The sequence below is a fragment of the Nonomuraea sp. N2-4H genome (assembly GCF_045291505.1).
Taxonomy (GTDB): Bacteria; Actinomycetota; Actinomycetes; order Streptosporangiales; family Streptosporangiaceae; genus Nonomuraea; species Nonomuraea fastidiosa.
The window spans coordinates 6,915,354-6,937,124 of sequence record NZ_CP147987.1; the positions used below are offsets into that span (position 1 = coordinate 6,915,354).

Annotated in this window: 22 protein-coding genes and 1 pseudogene; 7 read left to right on the plus strand and 16 right to left on the minus strand. The window is 70.1% G+C overall.

Annotated elements, in window-relative coordinates:
- The first annotated feature begins 184 nt into the window (after positions 1 to 184).
- From WBK31_RS31515 to WBK31_RS31530, 4 genes are read left to right on the plus strand one after another with little or no spacing between them, the layout of a single operon-like run.
- Positions 185 to 1,093: an ABC transporter ATP-binding protein gene (locus WBK31_RS31515; protein WP_406673591.1), complete on the plus strand. Its 909-nt coding sequence runs from the start codon at positions 185 to 187 to the stop codon at positions 1,091 to 1,093.
- Positions 1,086 to 1,946 (plus strand): ABC transporter permease, encoded by an 861-nt coding sequence (locus tag WBK31_RS31520; protein ID WP_364068588.1) that lies wholly within the window; start codon positions 1,086 to 1,088, stop codon positions 1,944 to 1,946. The genes WBK31_RS31515 and WBK31_RS31520 overlap by 8 nt, the downstream gene beginning before the upstream one ends.
- Positions 1,943 to 2,857, plus strand: a complete 915-nt coding sequence (locus WBK31_RS31525; protein ID WP_364068590.1) for an ABC transporter ATP-binding protein — start codon at positions 1,943 to 1,945, stop codon at positions 2,855 to 2,857. The genes WBK31_RS31520 and WBK31_RS31525 overlap by 4 nt, the downstream gene beginning before the upstream one ends.
- Positions 2,858 to 2,860: 3 nt before the next feature.
- Positions 2,861 to 3,577 carry an ABC transporter permease subunit gene (locus tag WBK31_RS31530; protein WP_406673592.1) on the plus strand — a complete coding sequence of 239 codons (717 nt, stop codon included), beginning with the start codon at positions 2,861 to 2,863 and terminating at the stop codon, positions 3,575 to 3,577.
- 123 nt (positions 3,578 to 3,700) lie between these two features.
- On the opposite strand, the gene glmM is transcribed toward WBK31_RS31530, so the two are convergent.
- Genes glmM through rplM form a run of 3 tightly spaced genes read right to left on the minus strand, consistent with a single transcriptional unit; the run spans position 3,701 to position 6,044 of the window.
- Positions 3,701 to 5,050 (minus strand): phosphoglucosamine mutase, encoded by a 1,350-nt coding sequence (glmM, locus tag WBK31_RS31535; protein WP_406673593.1) that lies wholly within the window; start codon positions 5,048 to 5,050, stop codon positions 3,701 to 3,703.
- Positions 5,051 to 5,052: 2 nt separating this feature from the next.
- A complete protein-coding gene (rpsI, locus tag WBK31_RS31540; RefSeq protein WP_364068596.1) occupies positions 5,053 to 5,574 on the minus strand; it encodes a 30S ribosomal protein S9 in 522 nt (173 codons plus the stop codon).
- 26 nt (positions 5,575 to 5,600) lie between these two features.
- A complete protein-coding gene (rplM, locus tag WBK31_RS31545; protein WP_364068598.1) occupies positions 5,601 to 6,044 on the minus strand; it encodes a 50S ribosomal protein L13 in 444 nt (147 codons plus the stop codon).
- Positions 6,045 to 6,353: 309 nt separating this feature from the next.
- Between rplM and WBK31_RS31550 the strand changes: the two genes are divergently transcribed.
- On the plus strand, positions 6,354 to 7,118 hold the full coding sequence (locus WBK31_RS31550) for a CAP domain-containing protein (RefSeq protein WP_364068600.1): 765 nt from the start codon (positions 6,354 to 6,356) through the stop codon (positions 7,116 to 7,118).
- Between the two features lie 797 nt (positions 7,119 to 7,915).
- Positions 7,916 to 8,584 (plus strand): hypothetical protein, encoded by a 669-nt coding sequence (locus WBK31_RS31555; RefSeq protein ID WP_378786109.1) that lies wholly within the window; start codon positions 7,916 to 7,918, stop codon positions 8,582 to 8,584.
- Positions 8,585 to 9,908: 1,324 nt separating this feature from the next.
- Here the strand turns inward: WBK31_RS31555 and WBK31_RS31560 are convergent.
- A complete protein-coding gene (locus WBK31_RS31560) occupies positions 9,909 to 10,214 on the minus strand; it encodes a hypothetical protein (RefSeq protein ID WP_364068604.1) in 306 nt (101 codons plus the stop codon).
- A 147-nt stretch (positions 10,215 to 10,361) separates the two neighbouring features.
- On the opposite strand from WBK31_RS31560, the gene WBK31_RS31565 reads away from it, so the two are divergent.
- Entirely contained in the window at positions 10,362 to 12,773 is a 2,412-nt protein-coding gene (locus tag WBK31_RS31565) for a hypothetical protein (protein WP_406673594.1), read from the plus strand.
- 435 nt (positions 12,774 to 13,208) lie between these two features.
- Here the strand turns inward: WBK31_RS31565 and truA are convergent, their stop codons facing one another.
- The 12 genes and pseudogenes from truA to secY form a co-directional block, all read right to left on the minus strand.
- Positions 13,209 to 14,069, minus strand: a complete 861-nt coding sequence (truA, locus tag WBK31_RS31570; RefSeq protein WP_364068608.1) for a tRNA pseudouridine(38-40) synthase TruA — start codon at positions 14,067 to 14,069, stop codon at positions 13,209 to 13,211.
- Positions 14,070 to 14,161: 92 nt separating this feature from the next.
- A complete protein-coding gene (gene rplQ / locus WBK31_RS31575; protein ID WP_364068610.1) occupies positions 14,162 to 14,725 on the minus strand; it encodes a 50S ribosomal protein L17 in 564 nt (187 codons plus the stop codon).
- Positions 14,726 to 14,820: 95 nt separating this feature from the next.
- Complete coding sequence (locus WBK31_RS31580) at positions 14,821 to 15,837, minus strand: DNA-directed RNA polymerase subunit alpha (RefSeq protein ID WP_364068612.1); 1,017 nt, start codon at positions 15,835 to 15,837, stop codon at positions 14,821 to 14,823.
- A 97-nt stretch (positions 15,838 to 15,934) separates the two neighbouring features.
- A complete protein-coding gene (rpsD, locus tag WBK31_RS31585) occupies positions 15,935 to 16,561 on the minus strand; it encodes a 30S ribosomal protein S4 (RefSeq protein WP_364068614.1) in 627 nt (208 codons plus the stop codon).
- Between the two features lie 23 nt (positions 16,562 to 16,584).
- Positions 16,585 to 16,989, minus strand: coding sequence for a 30S ribosomal protein S11 (gene rpsK / locus WBK31_RS31590; protein ID WP_020542285.1), 405 nt, complete (start codon positions 16,987 to 16,989; stop codon positions 16,585 to 16,587).
- A gap of 117 nt (positions 16,990 to 17,106) precedes the next feature.
- Positions 17,107 to 17,487 carry a 30S ribosomal protein S13 gene (gene rpsM / locus WBK31_RS31595; protein ID WP_364068616.1) on the minus strand — a complete coding sequence of 127 codons (381 nt, stop codon included), beginning with the start codon at positions 17,485 to 17,487 and terminating at the stop codon, positions 17,107 to 17,109.
- 211 nt (positions 17,488 to 17,698) lie between these two features.
- On the minus strand, positions 17,699 to 17,812 hold the full coding sequence (rpmJ, locus tag WBK31_RS31600) for a 50S ribosomal protein L36 (RefSeq protein ID WP_003956441.1): 114 nt from the start codon (positions 17,810 to 17,812) through the stop codon (positions 17,699 to 17,701).
- Between the two features lie 24 nt (positions 17,813 to 17,836).
- A complete protein-coding gene (gene infA, locus WBK31_RS31605) occupies positions 17,837 to 18,058 on the minus strand; it encodes a translation initiation factor IF-1 (RefSeq protein ID WP_012887858.1) in 222 nt (73 codons plus the stop codon).
- 356 nt (positions 18,059 to 18,414) lie between these two features.
- Entirely contained in the window at positions 18,415 to 18,843 is a 429-nt protein-coding gene (locus tag WBK31_RS31610) for a DUF1707 domain-containing protein (RefSeq protein ID WP_364068618.1), read from the minus strand.
- 18 nt (positions 18,844 to 18,861) lie between these two features.
- The gene (gene map, locus WBK31_RS31615; RefSeq protein ID WP_364068620.1) at positions 18,862 to 19,671 is read right to left on the minus strand and encodes a type I methionyl aminopeptidase; all 810 of its coding nucleotides are present in this window, start codon (positions 19,669 to 19,671) and stop codon (positions 18,862 to 18,864) included.
- A gap of 112 nt (positions 19,672 to 19,783) precedes the next feature.
- Positions 19,784 to 20,432: pseudogene (locus WBK31_RS31620) on the minus strand (adenylate kinase).
- Positions 20,432 to 21,736: a preprotein translocase subunit SecY gene (secY, locus tag WBK31_RS31625; protein WP_364068624.1), complete on the minus strand. Its 1,305-nt coding sequence runs from the start codon at positions 21,734 to 21,736 to the stop codon at positions 20,432 to 20,434. The pseudogene WBK31_RS31620 and the gene secY overlap by 1 nt, the downstream one beginning before the upstream one ends.
- Positions 21,737 to 21,771: the final 35 nt, after the last annotated feature.

The following is a 21,771-nucleotide window of genomic DNA, read 5'->3' on the forward strand; positions in this document are numbered from 1 at the left end:
GTGAGGAAATCTCGCGTACCGGTGTCATCAGCTCGTTGACATCCGATTGCCGGCCCGTCGCGAGGATGACCGGTCCGGGCCGCGATCGCACCCGCGGTCCAGGCCGGATTCCGGTCTCAAGGAGGACGGCGTTCATCCGTATGACCGAGGCGGCGGCATCGGGCGTACGGGTAGTGTCCGGCACATGCACATCCTCGCCACCGAGGGGCTGACCAAGCGCTTCCCCACCGTCACCGCGGTCGACCACCTCACGGTCACCGTGGGGCCCGGGGTCACCGGTCTGGTCGGGGCGAACGGCGCCGGCAAGTCGACGATGATCAAGATGATGCTCGGCCTGCTGGCGCCGTCGGAGGGCACCGCCCGCGTGCTCGGCTTCGACATCGTCACGCAGGGCGCCGAGATCCGCCGGCTCGTCGGCTACATGCCCGAGCACGAATGCCTGCCCCCCGACGTCTCCGCGACCGAATTAGTCGTCCACCTCGCCCGCATGTCCGGGCTGCCGCGCACCGCGGCCCGCGAGCGCGCCGCCGACGTGCTGCGCCACGTGGGGCTCGCAGAAGAGCGCTACCGCGCCATCGGCACCTACTCCACCGGCATGAAGCAGCGGGTGAAGCTGGCGCAGGCGCTCGTCCACGACCCCAAGCTGATCTTCCTCGACGAGCCGACCAACGGCCTCGACCCGCGCGGGCGCGACGAGATGCTGACGCTGATCCGGCGCATCGGCACCGAGTTCGGCATCAGCGTGCTGGTGACCTCCCACCTGCTGGGCGAGCTGGAGCGCATCTGCGACCACGTCATCGTCATCGACGCGGGCCTGCTGCTGCGCTCCTCGGACATCGGCGAGTTCACCCAGGCCACGCAGACCCTGACCGTCGAAGTGGACGAGGGGCTCGACGAGCTGGCCGCCAGGCTGTCCGGCGACGGGCAGACGGTCTCGCGCCAGGGCCGGCAGCTCGTCGTCAAGGTCGCGGGGCCCGGCACGTACGACGCCATCCGCGACGCCACCGCCGAGCTGGGGCTGTGCCTGATCCGCCTCGAACAGGGACGTCACCGCATCGAGGACGTCTTCAGGGATGAGGTCGCGCATGTCTGAGATCTACGACATCGGCTACCGCCACTACGAGGGCCCGAGGCTCGGCCGCGGCTACGCGACCAGGGCGCTGGCCGTGCACAGCCTGCGCGGCGTCTTCGGTCTCGGCCGTCCCGCGCGCAGCAAGATCGTGCCGTACTCGCTGGTCGCCATCATGTTCATGCCGGCCATCGTGAACATCGCCCTGATGGCCCTGGCCCAGCAGCGCGGCATCGACTACAGCGGCTTCGCGGTCGTCATGCAGGCCGTCGTCGCGATCTTCCTGGCCTCGCAGGCGCCCACCGTGGTCGCGCCCGACCTGCGCCATCGCGTCCTGCCGCTCTACCTGTCGCGCCCCGGCTCGATCGCCGATTACGTCGGCGCGAAGGTCGCGGCGATGACCATCGCGGTGTTCGGGCTCGTCGCGGCGCCGATCACGGCGGTCTTCGTGGGCGAGCTGCTCATCGACATGCCGGGGCCGCCCGCCACCGGCGAATACCTCAGCTCCATGCTCATGGCTCTGGTGCTCGCGCTGCTGCTGTCGGTCTACGGGCTCGCGCTGGCCTCGTTCACGCCCAGGCGCGGGCTCGGCGTGGCCTCCGTGATCACGGTCTACCTGCTGTCGTCGGCCGCGGTCCCGATCATCTACGGCACCCTCTACTCCACCGGCAACGAGGCCGCGGCCACCTACGCCTGGCTGGTCAACCCGTTCTGGCTGGTCGACTCGGTCCAGCACGCGCTGTTCGGCACGCCGTCCCACGCGATCGAGGACGCCGCCTACCCGGGCGGCGCCACGTCGATCATCGCGCTGCTGGTGCTGCTCGCCGTCGGCCTGGCCGCTCTCGCACTGCGCTACAGGAAGGCGGCCGCGCAATGAAGATCGAGCTTTCGCAGGTCTCCCGCTGGTACGGCAACGTGGTGGCGGTCAACGACGTCACGATGACGATCGGGCCGGGCGTCACGGGCCTGCTCGGCCCCAACGGGGCGGGCAAGTCGACGCTCCTGCACATGATGGCGGGCTTCCTCGCGCCGTCGAGCGGCACGGTCACGCTGGACGGCACCCGCGTCTGGAAAAATCACCACATCTACCGGAACATCGGCCTGGTCCCCGAGCGGGAGGGCGTGTACGGCTTCCTGACCGGCTGGCAGTTCGTGCTCTCGGCCGCCCGCCTGCACGGCCTGCCCGACCCCGACGAGGCCGCGCGCAAGGCCCTTGCCACCGTCGAGATGGAGGAGCCCAAGGACCGGCGGGTCGAGACGTACTCCAAGGGCATGCGCCAGCGCGTCAAGGTCGCCGCCGCGCTCGTCCACGACCCGCCCGTGCTGCTGCTCGACGAGCCGTTCAACGGCATGGACCCGCGCCAGCGGCTGCACCTGATGGACCTGATCCGCAGCATGGGAGCGGCGGGCAAGACCATCCTGTTCAGCTCGCACATCCTGGAGGAGGTCGAGCGGGTCGCCCAGCACATCGAGGTGCTGGTCGCCGGCAGGCACGCCGCGTCCGGCAACTTCCGCGAGATCAGGCGGCTGATGACGGACCGGCCCCACCTGTTCCACATCCGCTCCAGCGACGACAGGAAGCTCGCCGCCGCACTCGTACGCGACGACTCCACCGGCGGTCTCACGCTGCGCCCCGACGGCCTGGAGGTGCAGGCCACCGAGTTCCGCCGCTTCGCCCGCCTCCTGCCCCAGGTCGCCCGCGCCGAGGGCGTCAGCCTGCACCAGGTCTCCCCCGCGGACGAGGACCTGGAGAGCGTCTTCTCCTACCTCATCAACAGGAGCTCCTGAGCCATGAACACTGTCGTCGCGGGCATCACGTACCGGGCCCTGCTGGGGCGCCGGCGGATCATCCTGCTCCTGCTGCTGCCGCTGGCCCTGATCGGCCTCGCCGTGCTCTTCCGCGTCTTCGGCGCCGCCGACCAGCGCTCGGCCGTGCTGCTGCTGCAGAACTTCGCCATCGGCACCATGCTGCCGCTGCTCGGCCTCATCGCCGGCACGGGCGTCATCGCCCCCGAGATCGACGACGGCACGATCATCCACCTGATGTCGAAGCCGATCTCCCGCCCGACCATCGTCACGACCAAGTTCGTGGTCGCCGCGTCGCTGCTGGCGCTGTTCGCGGCCGTGCCGACGTACGTGTCGGGCTGGCTGCTGCTGCGGAACGAGGACGGCGTCGCGGCCGGCTTCGCCCTCGGCACGCTGGCCGCCGGCATCGCCTACGCCGCGCTGTTCCTGCTGCTCGGCGTCGTCACCCGGCACGCGGTGACGATCGGCATCGTCTACGCCCTGGTCTGGGAGAGCCTGATCGGCAACTTCGTGCCCGGAGCGCGGAGGTTCTCCATCCAGCGCTGGGGCCAGTCGATCGCCGACCAGATCAGCGACTCGCCGTTCCTCAAGGCGGACGTCGCACTCGGCTTCGCCATCCCGGCCATGCTCGTCGTCACCGTCGTCGCCGTGGCGCTGGCCGGGCAGCGGCTGCGCGCGTTCTCACTCACCGGCGAGGAGTAGCCCTCCTCTGGGACTCACCGAGTCGAGTCCTTCCGAGAATCGCGAAGGCCCGCGGGGATCTCCCCGCGGGCCTTCGCCTGACTCTCTGCTCCTGGGCCGGCTTCCAGGCCGATCCCGGAAACGTCAGACGCCGCAGACCTTGCGGACCACGTCGGCCAGGCGGGCCGCCACCATCGTGGCGTGCTCTTCCGAGGCCGCCTCGACCATCACCCGGATCATCGGCTCGGTGCCGCTCGGCCTGATCAGCACGCGCCCGGTCTCGCCCAGCTCCGCCTCCGCCTCCGCGACGGCGGCGGCCAGCTCGGGGGCCGAGGCCCTGTCCTTATCGACGTCCTTGACGTTGATCAGGACCTGCGGCAGCGGCGTCATCACCGAGGCCAGCTCCTTGAGCGGCACGCCCGACTTGGCCATCACGCTCAGCAGCTGCAGCGAGGTGAGCAGGCCGTCACCCGTGGTGGCGTGGTCGAGCATGATGACGTGGCCCGACTGCTCGCCGCCCAGGTTGTAGCCGTCTGCCTTCATCCGCTCCAGCACGTAGCGGTCGCCCACCGCGGTCTCGACCACGGAGATGCCGGCCTCGCGCATCGCGAGCTTGAAGCCCAGGTTGGACATGACGGTCGCCACCACGGTGTCCTTGGCCAGCAGGCCCTCGCTGTGCAGGGCGGTGGCCAGGACGGCCATGATGTGGTCGCCGTCGACGACCGCGCCCGTGTGATCGACCGCGAGGCAGCGGTCGGCGTCGCCGTCGTAGGCCACGCCGACGTCGGCCCCGCGCGAGACGACCACCTGACGCAGCTTGTCGAGGTGGGTCGAGCCGTGACCGTCGTTGATGTTGAGGCCGTCGGGCCTGGCGCCGATGGCCTCGACCCGGGCTCCCGCGCGCACCAGCGCCTCGGGGGCCACCATGTGGGCCGCTCCGTGAGCGCAGTCGACCACGACGTGCAGCCCGTCGAGCCGGGCGTTCATCGTGGTCAGCACGTGGGAGATGTAGCGGTCGGCCTCACCGTACGCGTCACGCACGCGCCCCACGCCCGAGCCGACGGGAAAGCTCCACTCCTCGCCCAGCCGGCGCTCGATCTCGTCCTCGACCGCGTCGGACAGTTTGAAGCCGCCGCGGGCCAGGAACTTGATGCCGTTGTCCGGCGCCGGATTGTGCGAGGCCGACAGCATGACGCCGAGGTCGGCGCCGAGCGCGGCGGTGAGGTGGGCGACGGCCGGAGTGGGCAGCACGCCAAGGCGCAGCACATCCACACCGGACGCCGCGAGGCCGGCGACCACGGCGGCCTCGAGGAACTCTCCCGAGGCACGCGGGTCCCGGCCTACGACCGCCACCGGACGGCGTCCGGTGGCGGCGAACGCGCCTGCATCGCCGAGGACATGGGCCGCCGCCACGGACAGGTCCATGGCGAGCTCGGCCGTGAGGTCGCGGCCCGCGACCCCGCGTACCCCGTCGGTGCCGAAGAGGCGCGCCAACGTCAGCGCTTGCTGTACTGCGGAGCCTTACGGGCCTTCTTGAGGCCGTACTTCTTCCGCTCCGTGGCGCGGGCGTCACGGGTGAGGAAGCCGGCCTTCTTCAGCGGCGGGCGGTTGACCTCGACGTCGAGGCTCGCCAGCGCGCGGGAAAGGCCCATGCGCAGCGCACCGGCCTGGCCGGTCACGCCACCGCCGTCGATGCGGGCGATGACGTCGAACGCCTCCTCGGCGCCGAGCACCACGAAGGGCTCGTTGACGATCTGCTGGTGGACCTTGTTCGGGAAGTAGTTGTCCAGCGAACGACCGTTGATCGTCCACTTGCCGGTGCCGGGGACGATGCGCACGCGGGCGATCGCCTGCTTCCGGCGGCCGGTGCCGTACGAGTTGCCCGTGGTGACGGGCTTGCGCACGGGAGCGTCAGCGCTGGCGGCGGACTCGGTGGTGTACTCGGACGGGAAGTCCTCGCCGGAGTAGTCCTCCAGCTCGGCCTCTACGGCCGTCTCGACACCGGTGGGCTCAGCCACGGTTCTCCTCTAACTCTTTCGAACTACTACTGGGCGATCTGGGTGATCTGGAACGGCACGGGCTGCTGGGCCTTGTGCGGGTGCTCGGGGCCCGCGTAGACCTTCAGCTTCTTGGCCATCTTCCGGCCGAGGGAGTTCTTCGGCAGCATGCCCTTGACGGCCTTCTCGACGGCCCTCTCCGGCCGCTTCTCCATGAGCTCGCCGTACGTGACGGAACGCAGACCGCCCGGGTAGCCCGAGTGGCGGTACGCCTTCTTCTGCTCAAGCTTGTTGCCGCTCAGCGCGACCTTGTCCGCGTTGATCACGATGACGAAGTCACCCGTGTCGACGTGGGGGGCATAGATCGGCTTGTGCTTGCCGCGGAGCAGGGTCGCGACGTGGCTGGCCAGCCTGCCCAGCACGACATCGGTCGCGTCGATGACGTACCACTGACGCTGGACGTCGGCGGGCTTCGGTGAGTACGTGCGCACGGTCGTAGCCTTCTTTATGCTCGCGTCTTCGGCGCTGTCGGATGCGACAGCTACACATTGGTCGGTCGGTGCGGGCACACGACGGCCCGGACCTTCCGTCTCCATCACATGGGAGATGACGCCGGACGCGCCGCGCATCGGTCACGCAGGACCTATGCACACAACGAACCTAAGCTACCCGCCAATAGGCGTGCAGGTCAAAAAGACCGGTAACCCTGTGTGAGTCTACCTGACCGCAGAACGGTTAGGTTTCGTTTCCCTGGGACCTCTTCTTTCCCAGGACCAGACATCCCTATCGTTGGCGGCGGTATGTGGCAGTTCTCTCGCACCCGGCACACCCAGCGCGGCCTCCGGCGCCGGAACCACCTGGGCCTGCTGACCTGCCTCCTGGCGGTCCTGTTCACGGGTGTGCTGATCGGCCGGCTGAGCAGCGAAGAGGAACCTGCCCCCCACATCTACCTCAGCGAGACCGCGCCGCCCGCAGCCGCCACCGCCGCCCCGGAGCCGACCGCGCAGAAGAAGGCGCAGCCGCAGGTGGAGAGCATCCCGCGGGGCATCACCATCAAGAAGGAGGTCGGCGAGCCCACCGCGACGTCCGCACCGCGCCGTACCCCCGACGGGCGCATCGAGGGCTTCAACTCGCACGACGACCCGTCGGCGGCGTTCGACAACGGGCGCGAGGACGTACGGGTGCTGAGCGACATGGCCTCCGAGGTCGTCACGCTGACCAACTCCGCGCGGGTCAAGCGCGGATGCGGGCCGCTCAGGGTCGACGCGGGGCTCACCAGGTCGGCGCGTACGCACTCGCTGGAGATGGCCCGATCCGGCGAGCTCGCGCACAACTCCCCCGACGGCTCGTCCCCCTGGGACCGGATGGAGCGCGCCGGATACCGCTGGGGCGCCGCCGAGAACATCGGCGCCGGCTACAGCACCCCCGCCGAGGCCGTGAACGGCTGGCTGGCCAGCCGTGACCACCGCAGGAACATCCTCGACTGCCGCCTGAAGGCCATCGGCGTGGGGGTCGCATCCGGGCCGGGAGGCCCATGGTGGACCCAAGACTTCGGAACCCAATGACGAACATCACGGTAATGTCGCCGCATGGTTTCCAACGGCAGTGGGGAACGTGAGCACGGCACCGGCAGCGCCCCCTACGGCATGGGCGGCAGGCCCAGGGGCGGCGGCGCACCGTCGGACGCGACGGCGGGCAGCCTCTTCACGAGCAACGTCCCCGCAGGTGGCGGGGCCGCCGACGCCCAGGGCGGCATGTTCGCCGCCGCCGACGGCCCGGCCGGCGGCGGCCGCGCCCGCAGAGGCGGGCCTGGCGACGATCCCCTCGCGAACGGCCCCGGCGGTGCCGAGCCTCCCGGCAGCCTGTTCATGAGCGGCTCGGGCCGGCACGGCGGCGGGCCCGGCGGTCCGGGCGGGCCGGGCGACGGTGGCCGCCACGGCGGCGGCCCGGGTGGTCCCGGCGGCGGTTTCGGCGGCGATCCTGCCGGTCCTCCTCCGCAGGGCGGCTTCGGTTCTGACGCCTTCGGCGGCCCTGGCACCGGTCAGGGCGGCCCCGAACGCCGGCCCCGGCAGGAGCGCCGAACATTCCCGGCCCCAACGAGCCCACCTCCGCTTTCGGCACCCCTCCTGAGCCCGACGGCGGCAAGGGCGCGGACGGCAAGAAGAAGGGCAAGGGCGACAAGTCCTCAGGTCGCCGTGGCCGTAAGGACCGCGGTGCCCCGGCCGGCGCCGACAACGGCAAGGACGGCGCCGGCGACGGCCGCCCGGCCAAGACCACCGCGCAAAGCCGCATCGGCTGGAGCCCGTACGACGAGAACAGCCGCTCGCGCGGCCCGCTGCTCGCCGGCATCGGCGGCCTGGTCGTGCTCGGCCTGCTCACCGGCGGCCTGGTCATGATGTACAACGCCGACGAGCCCGTCACCGCCGAGACCACCGCGTCCCGCCAGACCTCGGCGCCGCTGCCCTCGGTCCCGCCCGGCAAGTACGGCTTCGCCGCCAGCCGCAAGACCGACCCCGACCCGATCACGATCAAGGAGATGTTCGGCAAGAGGCGGAAGTTCACCGTCTCGAAGCGCGGCTACCAGATGACGATCACCAGCAAGGACAAGAAGTGCACGGACGGCGCACTGGGCGACGCCCTGCAGAAGGCGCTCAAGTCCGCCAAGTGCACCCAGTTCGTCCGCGCGAGCTTCCGTGACAAGGAAGGCGTGGTGATCGGCACGATCGGCGTGGCCAACCTCAGCTCCGAAAAGCAGGCGGCCAAGGTCGCCAAGGCCGGCAGCTCGAGCAACTACGTCAAGCCGCTGCCCGGCAAGGACGAGGTCACCAAGCAGCTCGGCTCCGGCGCGGGCGGCGCGAAGATCTCGACGTACGGCCACTACGCGATCCTCGTCTGGTTCCAGCGCAAGGACGGCACCAAGCCCGACTCGAAGGGGTCGAAGCGGATCTCGCAGGCCATCGTCGACATCACCAAGGCCACCGTGTACGAGGCCCTGGACAACCGCGCCTTGACCGGCAGCGCACTGAGCTGAGTGTTCTTTTGGGGCGAACCCCCTGCAAAGGGGCTGGTGATGCCCCTGGGAACGCCCATACCGGCTTAACGATCTCGTTCGGCTCGCTAGGCTCCCAGCTATGCGTGGCCAGGAACCCGGGTCTGAGCACGATCAGAGGGAGGCCGACGGTTCGGCCGCCCCAGCGACGCCACCGCCGAGCTTCGGCCAGACCGACGGGCGAGACGTTCCACCGGCGTTCGCTCCCTCCGGCGAGCGGGCGCCGTCCCACCCACACCCATCCCTGAGCGACACGGCGGCGGGTGCCCCCGGGCACCCGTCCCCGCCCCAGCTCAGCGAGCCCTACCCCCGCACCCAGCCAGGGCCGGCCGCCCAGGCTGCCGGCGGCCACCCCAGCACACCGGCATCCCAGCCGGGCGCACCGGCATCCCAGCCGGGCTCTCCGACGTCCGGGCCGGGCACAACGGCACCTCACGCGGGCTCGTCCGGGCCTGGCGCATCGGCGTCCGGGCCGGACTCGTCGGCGCCTGGCACCGCCCATGACTCCGCCATCTCTGGCGCCGCCGCTGGCGTCCAGAACGCCCACGTCCCGCCTCCGGGGCGGCCCGCGGACGCCCAGCCGTGGGAGATCCCCGGCGACGAAGCCGCGCCCTACGACTGGCTCGCCGACCCCACGCAGGCCCAGCCCGCGCCGCAGCCGCCCTTCGGGGCCGCACCCGCGCCCGGGCACAACCAGGCTTCCCTCCCGCCCCGCTTCGGCCAGCCGGCCTTCACCGGCCCCCAAAGCGCCCCGCCCCCGTTCCCGCCTGCGCAGGGCGGCCCACACGCCTTCGGCCCCCCGCAGGCCCAGCCACCCTTCAACCACCCTCAGGGCCAGCCACCCTTCGACCACGCGCAGGGCCAGCCCGGCCAGCCACCCTTCGACCACGCGCAGGGCCAGCCCGGCCAGCCGCCGTTCGGCCAGGCACCGGGCAGCCCAGCTCAGGGCGCCCCGCACGCGTTCGAGCAGGGCGGCCCCGCCACGCCCCTCGGCCAGGCACCGAACGGCCCGCACGCATTCGGGCAGGACGGCCCGGCTCAGGGCGGGCCGGGTCAGGCGGACGGGCCGGGTCAGGCCGGGCCAGGTCAGAGCGGGCCAGGTCAGGCGGACGGGCCGGGTCAGGCCGGGCCAGGTCAGAGCGGGCCGCATGCCTTCGGGCAGGGCGGGCCTGGCACGCCGCCGTCCGGTGCACAGCATCCGGACGGCGGGCACCCCGCCCCTGCCCACAACCCGCCGGCTTTCGGCGCGCCTCCTGGCGGCCCGCACGCGTTCGGCCAGCAGCCGCCCGCAGCGCCGTTCGGCGTGTCACAGCCGCACCCCCCGGCTGGCCCCGCCCACCCGGGCCGACCGCTCGCGGCACCGCACACCGACCAGGCCCAGCCGGGCCAGGCAGGGCAACCAGGCCACCCGGGCCAGGCAGACCAGGCGGGCCACCCAAGCCACCCGGGCCAGGCAGGCCAGCCGGGGCAACCGGGCCGGCCCCAGGACGTACACCCATGGAACGCGCCGGGAGCAGCCCACCCGCAGCCCGCTCCCCAGCAGGACGACCACTCCAACGCCGGACCTCAGCAGGGCCAGCAGCATCACGCAGGCCCGCAGCCGGGCGGGCACCCGAACGCCCAGCCCCAGAGCGGCCAGGGCGCCTGGCCTGCGCAGGGGGCGGGTTCGGGCACGCCGCCGTGGGAGCCGCCACCGGCGTTCACGGCGGCAGCGGCCGGCATGCCCGCATGGCCCGCACCGCAGTCCGACTCACACGCCATGCCCCCGTGGCCGGCCGCCACAGGCGAGCTGGAGGCCGTGCCCGACGCGGACGAGCCGTTCATGCCGCCGCCCTTCAACCCGAACCCCACCCCGTTCGTCCTGAACCAGGTGGCCGCAGGCGACACCGACTACCAGCCTGACGCCATCACGACGGACCCCCACGGCGGAACGGGCGCGGACGCGACCGCCACCGACCCGAACGTCATCGGCGCAAGCGTGCGCGCCGACACCACGGACCCGAACGCGGCAGGCCCGGGCACCAGCCCGAACGCACCGGACGCCGCCGCCGACGCGACCGACCCCGACGTGTACGCGACCGACCCTGAAGGCATCCCGGCGGCCGACTACATGGCGCAACGCGAGGGTGCCGACCAGGCGCGCGCGGGCGACGCACCGGCGCCCGTCTCGCCGCCGTCCCTGTCGTCCAACGAACCGCCGCGCAAGACGGCCACCGCCGCGAGTACTGGCCACCCGGACGCAACGGCGCAGAACGCCGCAAACGCGGACGCGACGACCGCTCACGAGAACGACGAGTCCTCGACGACGGCCGTCCACCCGCGCAAGGCCGCCACGCGCCCTGCCGACAACGCCTCGCGGCCTCATGACAGCGGGGAGCAGGTCCCGTCCGGGGACACCACGGACCAGCCCAGGGCCGCCCACCCCCGCCCGAACGCCGCCACGCACGGGGACACGCAAGCAGCCCCTGGGGACGCCCCCGCAACGCCCGGAACGCAAGGCGACTCCCACGCGCCCTCCAGCACCCAGGGGGACGCCCAGGCGATTTCTGCGGCGCAGGCGGACCCGGCCGCGGACCCGAACAGCACCCAGCGCGTCGCCAACCTGCAGAACCAGAGCCAGAACCAGAGCCAGGGCCAGGGCCAGGGCCACACCACCACCCCGCACAACGCGGAGCAGGCCCCGGCCGCAGGGTCCGCTTCCGCCGCACCGAACGCCCGGCCCGGCTCCGCCGGCCAAGGCGAGCCCGGAACCGCGCCCGCCAAGCCGACGGCTGCTGCTGCGGCAGCGGGCGGCGAGGCTGGCGCAGGAGCCGCTGCAACGGGAGCCGCTGGAACAGGAGCCGACAAGCCCGCCACCGGCCCCGGCACCCCGAGCACCGGACCCGGCGCCCCCGAAGCAGCCCCCGGCGAGCCAGGCGCACCCGTTGCGGGCTCCGGCGGGCCAGGCGCACCCGTTGCGGGCTCCGGCGGGCCAGGCGCACCCGTTGTGGGCTCCGGCGAGCCGGGGACCGAGTCCGCCGAGGCCGGCGCTGTGCCCAGTGGGCCTGGCACCGGCTCAGGCGAGCACGGCAGCACCGCCGGCACGCCGAGTGCTGGGCCCGGCAAGCCTGGCGCTGGACAAGGCGGACCCGGCACCGCACCCGGCGCGCCCGGCACTGCGCCTGGCCGGCAAGGTGCGCCTGGAGCGGGCGGGACGGCCACGCCGCCGCCCCACGGCCAGGAAGGCGCCCGTCCCGCCGAGCCCGGCGACGTCCCCGTCTGGCCGCCGACCCAGGCTCCGGCTGCGGCGGCCGGTGACAAGCTGCCCGAACTTCCGTTCCCCAGGGAAACGTGGGGCCAGAAGCCGACGTCGGCCTTCAACGTCCCCGCCCAGAGGCAGGGCAGCCCGGCCTTCCCGCCGGGCGCGTTCAAGCAGCCGCCGTTCCAGACGCCACCGCCGCCTCCGCCACCGGCCAAGAGCAAGCGGGCCCTGCTGGTGACGCTGGGCGCGCTGGCCCTGGCGGGCGTGGCGACGGGTGGTTTCTTCGCGTACCAGACGGTGACCTCGCCGGCCCCGACGACGGCGGCCACCCGGGCGTCCGCGCCGCCGCCCACGGTCCAGGCGACCACCGCGCCGCCGCCCGAGAGCCCGACGGCCACGTCCGTACTCGACTCGGAGGAGACCGACCCGCAGAAGCTGTCCCTGACGGAGGCGTTCCCGAAGAAGAAGGTCAGCGCGGCGGGCACGACGTTCACGCGCGTCAAGGCCGGCATGGAGACGACCTGCGACAAGGCCGCGACGGGCGCGTTCGCCGACGCGCTGAAGGAGCAGAAGTGCAGCCGGGTGCTGCGGGCGACGTACGTCGACGGCAAGCGCCGCTACGCGGTCACCACGGGCATCGCCGTGCTGCCCGACAAGGACGCCGCGGCCGCCGTGGACCAGGCGAAGGACCTGTCGCACAACGTCTGGTTCCGGCCGCTGCCCGGCCCGGACGGCTCGGGCGGCGAACGCGTCCACATCGCGGGCGGCTACGCGGCCGGCCTGGTGTGGGGCCGCTACATCGTCTTCAGCTACGCGACCCACGCCGACGGCCACACGCCGAAGGCCGATGAGAAGACGCTGCCGAAGGTCAGCGCCGCGTTCCGCGACCTGACCTCGGACGTCCTCGAACGCCGCGCCGGCAGGAACTGAGGCAAGCGCGGCCGCCCCTCGGCCGCGCACCTCACCCCCACTAGGGCGCTAAGGCACCCAACCCCGACCGGGGTGTGAGGCCGTGCACCTCCAACCCCGACCGGGCTGTGAGGCCGTGCACCTCGCAGCGCCTTCCCCCTGCCCCGCCTTCCCCCACGCCGCCGGCGCGTACCACGTGCAGGCCGACCGAGCCGGGCGACCACGCACCGCCGCGCCACCCCGCAACAGCCCGACGCCCGGTGCGCGCACCCGCCCGCCACGAGCCCGGCACGAGCCCGGCACGAGCCCGGCACGACGAGCGGCAAGCGCCCTGTCTCACCGGCTCAGCCCGAGGGCGACGACGCGTGACGCGCCCGGTTCCCATCTCGCCCGTGCGACCACAGAGGCGACGATGCGCGACCCGGCAACCTCAGGCGCGCGCGCCCGGCCCCGGCCTCAGCCGGCGTCCGCCGCCACTGTGCGAACCCGCCGCGTAGCAGCGGCCCGAGCGGCGAGCTCGGCATCGTCCGGGTACCGGACCTCCTCCAGGCACAGCCCGTGTGCGGGGGCCACATGCACTCCGGAGTCCCGCACCCCCCGCCGCAGCACCTCGCCCGGCCACTCGACGGGCCGCCGCCCGTCCCCCACGGCGAGCAGCGACCCCACGAGCGCCCGCACCATCGAGTGGCAGAACGCATCGGCGACGACGGTGGCGACCAGCACGCCGTCCGGCTCGCGCGTCCAGTCGAGCCGCTGCAGCTCCCTGATCGTGGTGGCGCCTTCGCGCTTCTTGCAGAAGGCGGCGAAGTCGTGCTCGCCGAGCAGCCGCTGGGCGGCGGCGTTGAGCGCGTCGATGTCGAGAGGCCGGTTGTGCCAGACGACCTCGCGCCGCCGCAGCGGGTCCACGCCGCCGGGCGCGTCGCCCACGCGGTACGCGTACCGCCGGAAGAGCGCCGAGAATCGGGCGTCAAAGCCCTCAGGAGCCACGGAGACCCGATAAATCCGTACATCTGGGTCCAGGACACCACCGAGCCGCCGCACGAGCACAGAGAGCCGCTCATCGACGCTCAGCGGCCCCCGGTTCCCGTCGAGCTCCTTCAGCGCCGCCTCGGGCACGTCCACGTGCGCGACCTGGCCGCGCGCGTGCACCCCCGCGTCGGTACGCCCGGCCACGGTCAGCATGGCCGGCGCATCGAGGCGCAGGATCCGCCCGAGCGCCTGCTCGATCTCCCCCTGGACGGTACGCAGTCCCGGCTGCCTGGCCCATCCCGAGAAGTCGGTCCCGTCGTACGCGAGGTCGAGGCGGAGCCGTACCACGATGATCCTCCCTTAATCGAAAACGGGCCCGAACCCCGCAGAGGGGGTCGGGCCCGCTTCCTTCAGCCTGAGAAGCCTGAAATCCTGATAGATCAGGCCTCGTCCTTCTTCGCCTCGCCCTCGGCCGGAGCGGACTCCTCAGCCGGAGCCTCAGCCTTGGCCTCCTCAGCCTTGGGGGCCTCGGCGGCGCTCTCCTCAGCCGGAGCCTCAGCCTTGGTCTCCTCCGCCTTCGCCTCCTCGGCCTTGGGAGCCTCGGCAGCGGCGGCCGGGGTGGTGCGGCGGGTGGTGACGGCGTTCATCGGCTCGGTCACCAGCTCGATGACCGCCATCGGGGCGTTGTCGCCCTTACGCGCACCGATCTTGGTGATGCGGGTGTAGCCGCCGGGACGCTCAGCGAACGTCGGCGCGATTTCGGTGAAGAGGTGGTGCACGACGCCCTTGTCCCGAACGACGGTCAGGACCTGACGCCGGTTGTGGATGTCGCCCTTCTTCGCCTTGGTGATCAGGCGCTCGGCCAGCGGACGCAGGCGCTTGGCCTTGGCGACCGTCGTGCGGATCTTGCCGTGGCGGAACAGGTCCGTGGCCAGGTTGGCCAGGATCAGCCGCTCGTGCGCCGGGCTGCCGCCAAGACGTGCACCCTTGGTGGGCTTGGGCATGTCATTTCTCCTTGAGGTTCACCCGCCCCGGCCGTACCAGGTACCGGAGTCGGGCCGCCAGGCCCCCGCCATCGGGGGCCCGCGCTAACTGGGAATCAGTACTGCTCGGTCTCGACGTACGCGCTGTCGTCGTCCTCGTAGCCGCCACCGGCCACCGCGCTCGGGTCGAACCCGGGCGGGGAGTCCTTCAGCGCCAGCGACATCTCGTGCAGCTTCTGCTTGACCTCTTCGATCGACTTGGCGCCGAAGTTACGGATGTCGAGCAGGTCCTGCTCGCTGCGGGCGACGAGCTCACCCACGGTGTGGATGCCCTCGCGCTTGAGGCAGTTGTAGGAGCGGACGGTGAGGTTGAGCTCTTCGATCGGCAGCGCCAGGTCGGCGGCCAGGGCCGCGTCGGTCGGCGACGGGCCGATGTCGATGCCCTCGGCCTCGACGTTGAGCTCGCGGGCCAGGCCGAAGAGCTCGACGAGGGTCTTGCCGGCGGAGGCCACCGCGTCGCGGGGCTTCATCGCGGGCTTGGTCTCGACGTCGAGGATGAGACGGTCGAAGTCGGTACGCTGCTCGACTCGGGTGGCCTCGACCTTGTAGGTGACCTTGAGGACCGGGGAGTAGATCGAGTCGATCGGGATGCGGCCGATCTCCTGGCCCGGCTGCTTGTTCTGGGCGGCGGAGACGTAGCCGCGACCGCGCTCGACGGTCAGCTCCATCTCCAGCTTGGCCTTGCTGTTGAGCGTGGCGATGCGCAGCTCGGGGTTGTGCACCTCGACGCCGGCGGGCGGCGCGATGTCGGCCGCGGTCACCTCACCCGGGCCCTGCTTGCGCAGGTACATCACGACCGGCTCGTCGTGCTCGGAGGACACGACCAGTTCCTTGAGGTTGAGGATGATGTCGGTGACGTCTTCCTTGACCCCGGGGACGGTCGAGAACTCGTGCAGCACGCCCTCGATGCGGATGCTCGTCACGGCGGCGCCCGGGATGGACGACAGCAGCGTGCGGCGCAGCGAGTTTCCGATGGTGTAGCCGAAGCCGGGCTCCAGCGGCTCGATGACGAACCGGGACCGGGTCTCGTCGATCGACTCTTCCAGAAGAGTCGGACGCTGAGCGATCAGCATGAGCGGGTTCTCCCCTTTTTCGTGTGACGCCCGCTATATGACGCCACTCCGATGAACAGCGTAGCCGGGATGCGACAGTGCGCACCCCGGCCGAGGCTCACTTCGAGTAGTACTCGACGATGAGCTGCTCTTGCACCTGCGTATCGATCTGCTGGCGCACCGGAAGCTGGTGGACCAGGATGCGCAGCTTGTCCGGCACGACGCCGAGCCAGGCGGGAACGGTGCGCTCGCCGGCGGTGGCGCGGGCCACCTCGTACGGCATCAGGTTCCGCTTGCTCTCGCGGACCTCGATGATGTCGTGCTCGCGAACGCGGTAGGACGGGATGTCGACCTTCTTGCCGTTCACCAGGAAGTGCCCGTGACGGACCTGCTGGCGGGCGGCGTCGCGCGACTGCGCGAACCCGGCGCGGTAGACGACGTTGTCGAGGCGGCTCTCCAGGATCTGGAGCAGAACCTCACCCGACTTGCCCGACCGGCTCGCGGCCTCCTCGTAGTAGTTGTGGAACTGCTTCTCGAGGACGCCGTAGATGCGGCGGGTCTTCTGCTTCTCACGAAGCTGAAGCTGGTACTCGGACTCCTTGGGACGTCCGCGACCGTGCTCACCCGGCGGGTAAGGACGGATCTCGATGGGGCACTTGGCGGACTCGCACTTGCTGCCCTTGAGGAAGAGCTTGGTCTTCTCCCGGCGGCAGAGCTTGCAGTCGGCGCCCGTGTAACGAGCCATTTCTCTGTATCTCCTGGGCTAAGTCAGACGCGGCGGCGCTTCGGCGGCCGGCAACCGTTGTGCGGAACCGGGGTGACGTCCTGGATCGAGCCCACCTCCAGGCCGGTGGCCTGCAGCGAGCGGATCGCGGTCTCGCGGCCGGAGCCGGGACCCTTGACGAAGACGTCGACCTTGCGCATGCCGTGCTCCATGGCGCGGCGGGCGGCGTTCTCGGCGGCCATCTGGGCGGCGAACGGGGTGGACTTACGGGAGCCCTTGAAACCCACGTGGCCGGCGCTGGCCCAGGAGATCACATTCCCGTTCGGGTCGGTGATCGAGACGATCGTGTTGTTGAACGTGCTCTTGATGTGGGCGTGCCCGTGAGCGACGTTCTTCTTCTCCTTGCGGCGCACCTTCTTCGGCGCGCCCTGGCGGCTCTTAGGAGGCATTGTTTGCCATTACTCCTGAGGTCTTCGGTCCGCGGCTGTGTGTGACGATCGCGCCGGCCCGGCACTCGCCGGTCGTGTGAACGACCGGGTCCGGGCGTCGGCGACCCCCATGCGGGACTACTTCTTACCGGGCTTCTTCTTGCCGGCGACGGTCTTCTTCTTGCCCTTACGGGTACGCGCGTTGGTCTGCGTGCGCTGACCGTGCACGGGCAGGCCCTTGCGGTGCCGGATGCCCTGGTAGCAACCGATCTCGATCTTGCGACGGATGTCGGCCTGAACCTCGCGGCGCAGGTCACCCTCGATCTTGAAGTTCGCCTCGATGTAGTCACGCATCGGGACGAGCTCGTTGTCGGTGAGCTGGTGCACGCGGAGGTCGCCGTTGACGCCGGTGGCCTTCAGGATCTCCTGAGCCCGGGTGCGGCCGATTCCGTAGATGTAGGTGAGAGCGATCTCCAGCCGCTTGTCGCGGGGGAGGTCGACGCCAACCAGGCGAGCCATGGTCGGGCATTCTCCTTCTATGTGGCGGAGGTCTTGCGCCGCACTACCCCTCCCCAATGCCCGGGGTGAGGGCCCCGGCCTCCGACCGGGGGTCTCCTGAGTGGTTCGGCTGACGCCGCCTTCTCAGGTGTGAGACGCGCTAACTGACTCAGGCTCCTCATGCGTCGAGCCCGCTCCCTTGCGGGGCGGACTCGGAGAAGCCTTGCGGCGACTAGCCCTGGCGCTGCTTGTGGCGCAGGTTGTCGCAGATCACCATGACGCGACCGTGCCGGCGGATCACCTTGCACTTGTCGCAGATCTTCTTGACGCTCGGCTTTACCTTCATTGTCCTTTGTGTTCCTCAGACGTCTTACTTGTATCGGTAGACGATCCGCCCGCGACTCAGGTCGTAGGGGCTCAGCTCAACGACTACCCGGTCGTCAGGAAGGATCCGGATGTAGTGCATCCGCATCCGTCCGCTGATATGGGCAAGGACTTTGTGGCCGTTGTCGAGCTGCACCCGGAACATCGCGTTCGGGAGCGATTCGACCACAGTGCCCTCGATCTCGATGGCGCCGTCTTTCTTGGCCAAAATTCCTCGCGTTTCACTGATCGGTCGTCTGAGGCTCCGGTTCACTACGCAGCCGCGACCTTCACGCTTCGAAGAGAGCGACGGCCGGCAAAGACCGCCGACGCGTGAGAAGTCATAGTGAGCCGACTAAGGAGTGTACGACACCTGGGCCCAAAACGCGAAACGCGTGCCAGGTGTCCTGACACAACCATGTAGAAGTGTACCCTACGCCGCAACTCATCAGACCGTACGACGCAGCGGCCGCCGCGACGGTGCCGGGCGCATCCTCATCAGACCGGGCGCATCCTCATCAGACCGGGCGCGTCCTCATCAGACCGTACGACGCAAGGGCGGCCGCGGGGCCTTGATGACCGCCCTCATGACTCCTTCGGCTGATTGCCGCCGAAGATCGTGCTGACCAGAAGGATGACGCCCCACGGCCCCATCACCCACAGCGGCCATGGATAGATCATCTCGCCCGACGTGATGCTCACGATCAGCCAGATCACCCAGTTGATGCCGCTGGCCGCGGCCCAGGCGCTCCAGGCCGCCGCCATGCCGGAGTGCATGCCCTTCTTCTCCGGCGCCGAGCTCGCCACCTTGGCGGGCAGGTTGCGCAGGTCCACATCCGGCAGGTCGGAGGTCAGCTTGGCCAGTTCGCCGTACGTCTTGCTCTTGTAGACCTGCTCCAGCCGCTCGTTGAACTCGTCCATCGTGAGGCGGCCCTGCGCGGTGTGCTCGCGGAGGATGGCGGCGACGCGGTCGCGATCGGCGTCGGAGGCTCGCATCTCGGGGCTGTTCGCCATCCCACCAACTCCAGGGGGCTAGGGCTGCAGATGAGCGAGGCGCTCTTTGCCCCCATCGAGGGCGGTGAGCACCCAAGGTCCATTATGTGTCACGGCCACGCTGTGCTCGAAGTGCGCCGAATGCTTGCCGTCCACAGTGACCACGGTCCAGTCGTCGGCCAGTACGCGGGTGCGCTCGGTGCCGAGGTTGACCATGGGCTCGATGGCCAGGCACATGCCGGCCTCCAGCAGCGGGCCGCGGCCCGGCTTGCCGTGGTTGGCGATCCACGGGTCCATGTGCATCTCGGTGCCGATGCCGTGGCCGCCGTACTCCGGAGGGATGCCGTAGCGGCCCTGAGACTTGACGTACCGCTCGACCTCGTAGCCGATGTCCGACAGGTGGCGCCCCGGCCGCAGCGCGGCGATACCGCGCCACATGGCCTCCTCCGTCACCCGGATCAGCTCGGTCAGCTTCGGGTCCACCTCGCCGATCGGCACCGTGACGGCCGAGTCGCCGTGCCAGCCGTCCAGGATCGCGCCGCAGTCGATCGAGATGATGTCGCCCTCGCGCAGCTTACGGGCGTTGGTCGGGATGCCGTGGACGACCTCGTTGTTCACGGACGCGCAGATCGTCGCGGGGAAGCCCTGGTAGCCCTTGAAGGACGGGATCGCGCCCTCTTCCCTGATCGCCTTCTCGGCGATGACGTCGAGGTCGAGCGGCGTCATGCCGGGCTCCACCGTGCGCTTGAGCAGGTCGAGCGTACGCCCGACCACGAGGCCGGCCGCCCGCATCTTCTCGAGCTGCTCCGGCGTCTTGATCTGGATGCCGTGCCTGTTGCGTTTGAACATGTTCTGCCCCCTGGGGTCTCAACGGGCCACGCTGGGGGCCCAATTCCCCCACAATAACCGCGAGGTGGCACGGAAACCCGTGCCACCTCCGCGAATCAGTCGTACTCGGCGCTCAGCCCATGAAAGGCCGGATCGCGTCCATGGCCCGCTGGGTGACCTCCTCGACCGGCCCTGTGGCGTCCACACCGACCAGGATGCCCTCGTCGGCGTAGTAGGAGATGATCGGCGCCGTCTGCTCCTGGTAGACCTCCAGGCGGTGCCTGACGGTCTCCTCCTTGTCGTCGTCACGCTGGAACAACGCGCCCCCGCACGCGTCGCACTTGTCGTCCTTCTTGTCGTCGAACTCGACGTGCCAGATGCGGCCGCACTGGCTGCAGGTGCGCCTGCGCGAGCCGCCGCACCACCTCGTCGTCGTCCACGATCAGCGACAGGACGATGTCCAGCTCCTGGCCCCACTCCTTGAGCATGTCGCGCAGGATCTCCGCCTGTGCGACATTCCGCGGGAAGCCGTCGAGCAGGAAGCCGTCCTGCGCGTCGTCCTGCGACAGACGGTCACGGACCATGGCGATGGTGACCTCGTCCGGCACCAGGTCACCGCGGTCCATGTACGTCTTGGCCAGCTTGCCGAGCTCCGTGCCGCCGGACACGTTGGCACGGAAGATGTCACCTGTCGAGATCTTCGGGATGGACAGGTTCGATGCGATGTACTGGGCCTGCGTCCCCTTGCCCGCTCCGGGGGGCCCGACCAGAACGAGACGCACTACCGCAGGAAACCTTCGTAGTTGCGCTGCTGGAGCTGGCTCTCGATCTGCTTCACCGTGTCCAGGCCGACACCAACCATGATCAGAATGCTCGTCCCTCCGAACGGGAAGTTCTGGCTCGCACCGGCCACGGCCAGCGCGACGATCGGGACCATGGAGATCAGACCCAGATAGAGCGCGCCTGGCGCGGTCAGACGGGTGAGCACGAAGTTCAGGTATTCAGCCGTCGGACGGCCGGGGCGGATGCCCGGAATGAATCCACCGTACTTCTTCATGTTGTCGGCGACTTCAGGGGGGTTGAAGGTAATCGACACGTAGAAGTACGTGAAGAAGATGATCAGCACGAAGAACGTGGCCATGTAGATCGGCGTGTCACCCGTGGCGAGGTTCTGCGAGATCCAGGTGATGACCACGTTGTCGCTGGTCGAGAAGAGCGACGTGAGCAGCTGCGGCAGGTAGAGCAGCGACGAGGCGAAGATGACCGGGATGATGCCGGCCTGGTTGACCTTCAGCGGGATGTAGGTCGAGGTGCCGCCGTACATCCTGCGGCCCACCATGCGCTTGGCGTACTGGACCGGGATGCGGCGCTGCGCCTGCTCGACGAAGACGACCGCGGCGATCATGAACACACCGACGACCATGACGACCGCGAAAGTGAACTTGTTCGCCTGGAAGATGTTGGCCAGCTCGGACGGGAAGACCGCGATGACCTGAGTGAAGATCAGGATGGACATGCCGTTGCCGACGCCCCGGTCGGTGATGAGCTCACCGAGCCACATGATCACCGAAGTACCGGCGGTCATGATGATCACCATCGTCACGATGCCGAAGATGTTGTCCGGGTCGAGCAGCACGTCCTGCTGGCAGTTCGGGAAGAGCTGGCCCGTACGCGCAAGAGCGATGAACGCCGTCGACTGCAGCACGGCGAGGCCGATCGTCAGATAACGCGTATACTGCGTGATCTTGGCCTGGCCGGCCTGGCCTTCCTTCTTCAGCGCCTCAAGGCGCGGGATGACCACCACGAGCAGCTGCAGGATGATGCTCGCGGTGATGTACGGCATGATGCCCAGCGCGAACACTGAAAGTTTCAGCAGCGCGCCGCCGCTGAAGAGCTGGACCATCCCGTAGATATTGCCGGTTTCGCCGCTGCGAGCCTGGTCGAAACAGGCGGCGAGGTTCTGGACGTGGACTCCCGGAGTCGGAAGAACCGAGCCGAGACGGAATAGCGCGATGATGCCCAGGGTGAAGAGCAACTTCTTGCGCAGGTCCGGTGTCCGGAACGCCCGGGTAAACGCGGTCAGCACGGTCCCTCCTGCGCGCCTATACGGCGATGTGAGTA

What these genes read in the sequence shown, in the direction of transcription:
- WBK31_RS31515 (WP_406673591.1), top strand. Translation starts at nt 185, where the DNA reads ATGCACATCCTCGCCACCGAGGGGCTGACCAAGCGCTTCCCCACCGTC.
- WBK31_RS31520 (WP_364068588.1), top strand. Translation starts at nt 1,086, where the DNA reads ATGTCTGAGATCTACGACATCGGCTACCGCCACTACGAGGGCCCGAGG.
- WBK31_RS31525 (WP_364068590.1), top strand. Translation starts at nt 1,943, where the DNA reads ATGAAGATCGAGCTTTCGCAGGTCTCCCGCTGGTACGGCAACGTGGTG.
- WBK31_RS31530 (WP_406673592.1), top strand. Translation starts at nt 2,861, where the DNA reads ATGAACACTGTCGTCGCGGGCATCACGTACCGGGCCCTGCTGGGGCGC.
- WBK31_RS31550 (WP_364068600.1), top strand. Translation starts at nt 6,354, where the DNA reads ATGTGGCAGTTCTCTCGCACCCGGCACACCCAGCGCGGCCTCCGGCGC.
- WBK31_RS31565 (WP_406673594.1), top strand. Translation starts at nt 10,362, where the DNA reads ATGCCCCCGTGGCCGGCCGCCACAGGCGAGCTGGAGGCCGTGCCCGAC.
- rplQ (WP_364068610.1), bottom strand. Translation starts at nt 14,725, where the DNA reads ATGCCCAAGCCCACCAAGGGTGCACGTCTTGGCGGCAGCCCGGCGCAC.
- WBK31_RS31580 (WP_364068612.1), bottom strand. Translation starts at nt 15,837, where the DNA reads ATGCTGATCGCTCAGCGTCCGACTCTTCTGGAAGAGTCGATCGACGAG.
- rpsD (WP_364068614.1), bottom strand. Translation starts at nt 16,561, where the DNA reads ATGGCTCGTTACACGGGCGCCGACTGCAAGCTCTGCCGCCGGGAGAAG.
- rpsK (WP_020542285.1), bottom strand. Translation starts at nt 16,989, where the DNA reads ATGCCTCCTAAGAGCCGCCAGGGCGCGCCGAAGAAGGTGCGCCGCAAG.
- rpsM (WP_364068616.1), bottom strand. Translation starts at nt 17,487, where the DNA reads ATGGCTCGCCTGGTTGGCGTCGACCTCCCCCGCGACAAGCGGCTGGAG.
- rpmJ (WP_003956441.1), bottom strand. Translation starts at nt 17,812, where the DNA reads ATGAAGGTAAAGCCGAGCGTCAAGAAGATCTGCGACAAGTGCAAGGTG.
- WBK31_RS31610 (WP_364068618.1), bottom strand. Translation starts at nt 18,843, where the DNA reads ATGGCGAACAGCCCCGAGATGCGAGCCTCCGACGCCGATCGCGACCGC.
- map (WP_364068620.1), bottom strand. Translation starts at nt 19,671, where the DNA reads ATGTTCAAACGCAACAGGCACGGCATCCAGATCAAGACGCCGGAGCAG.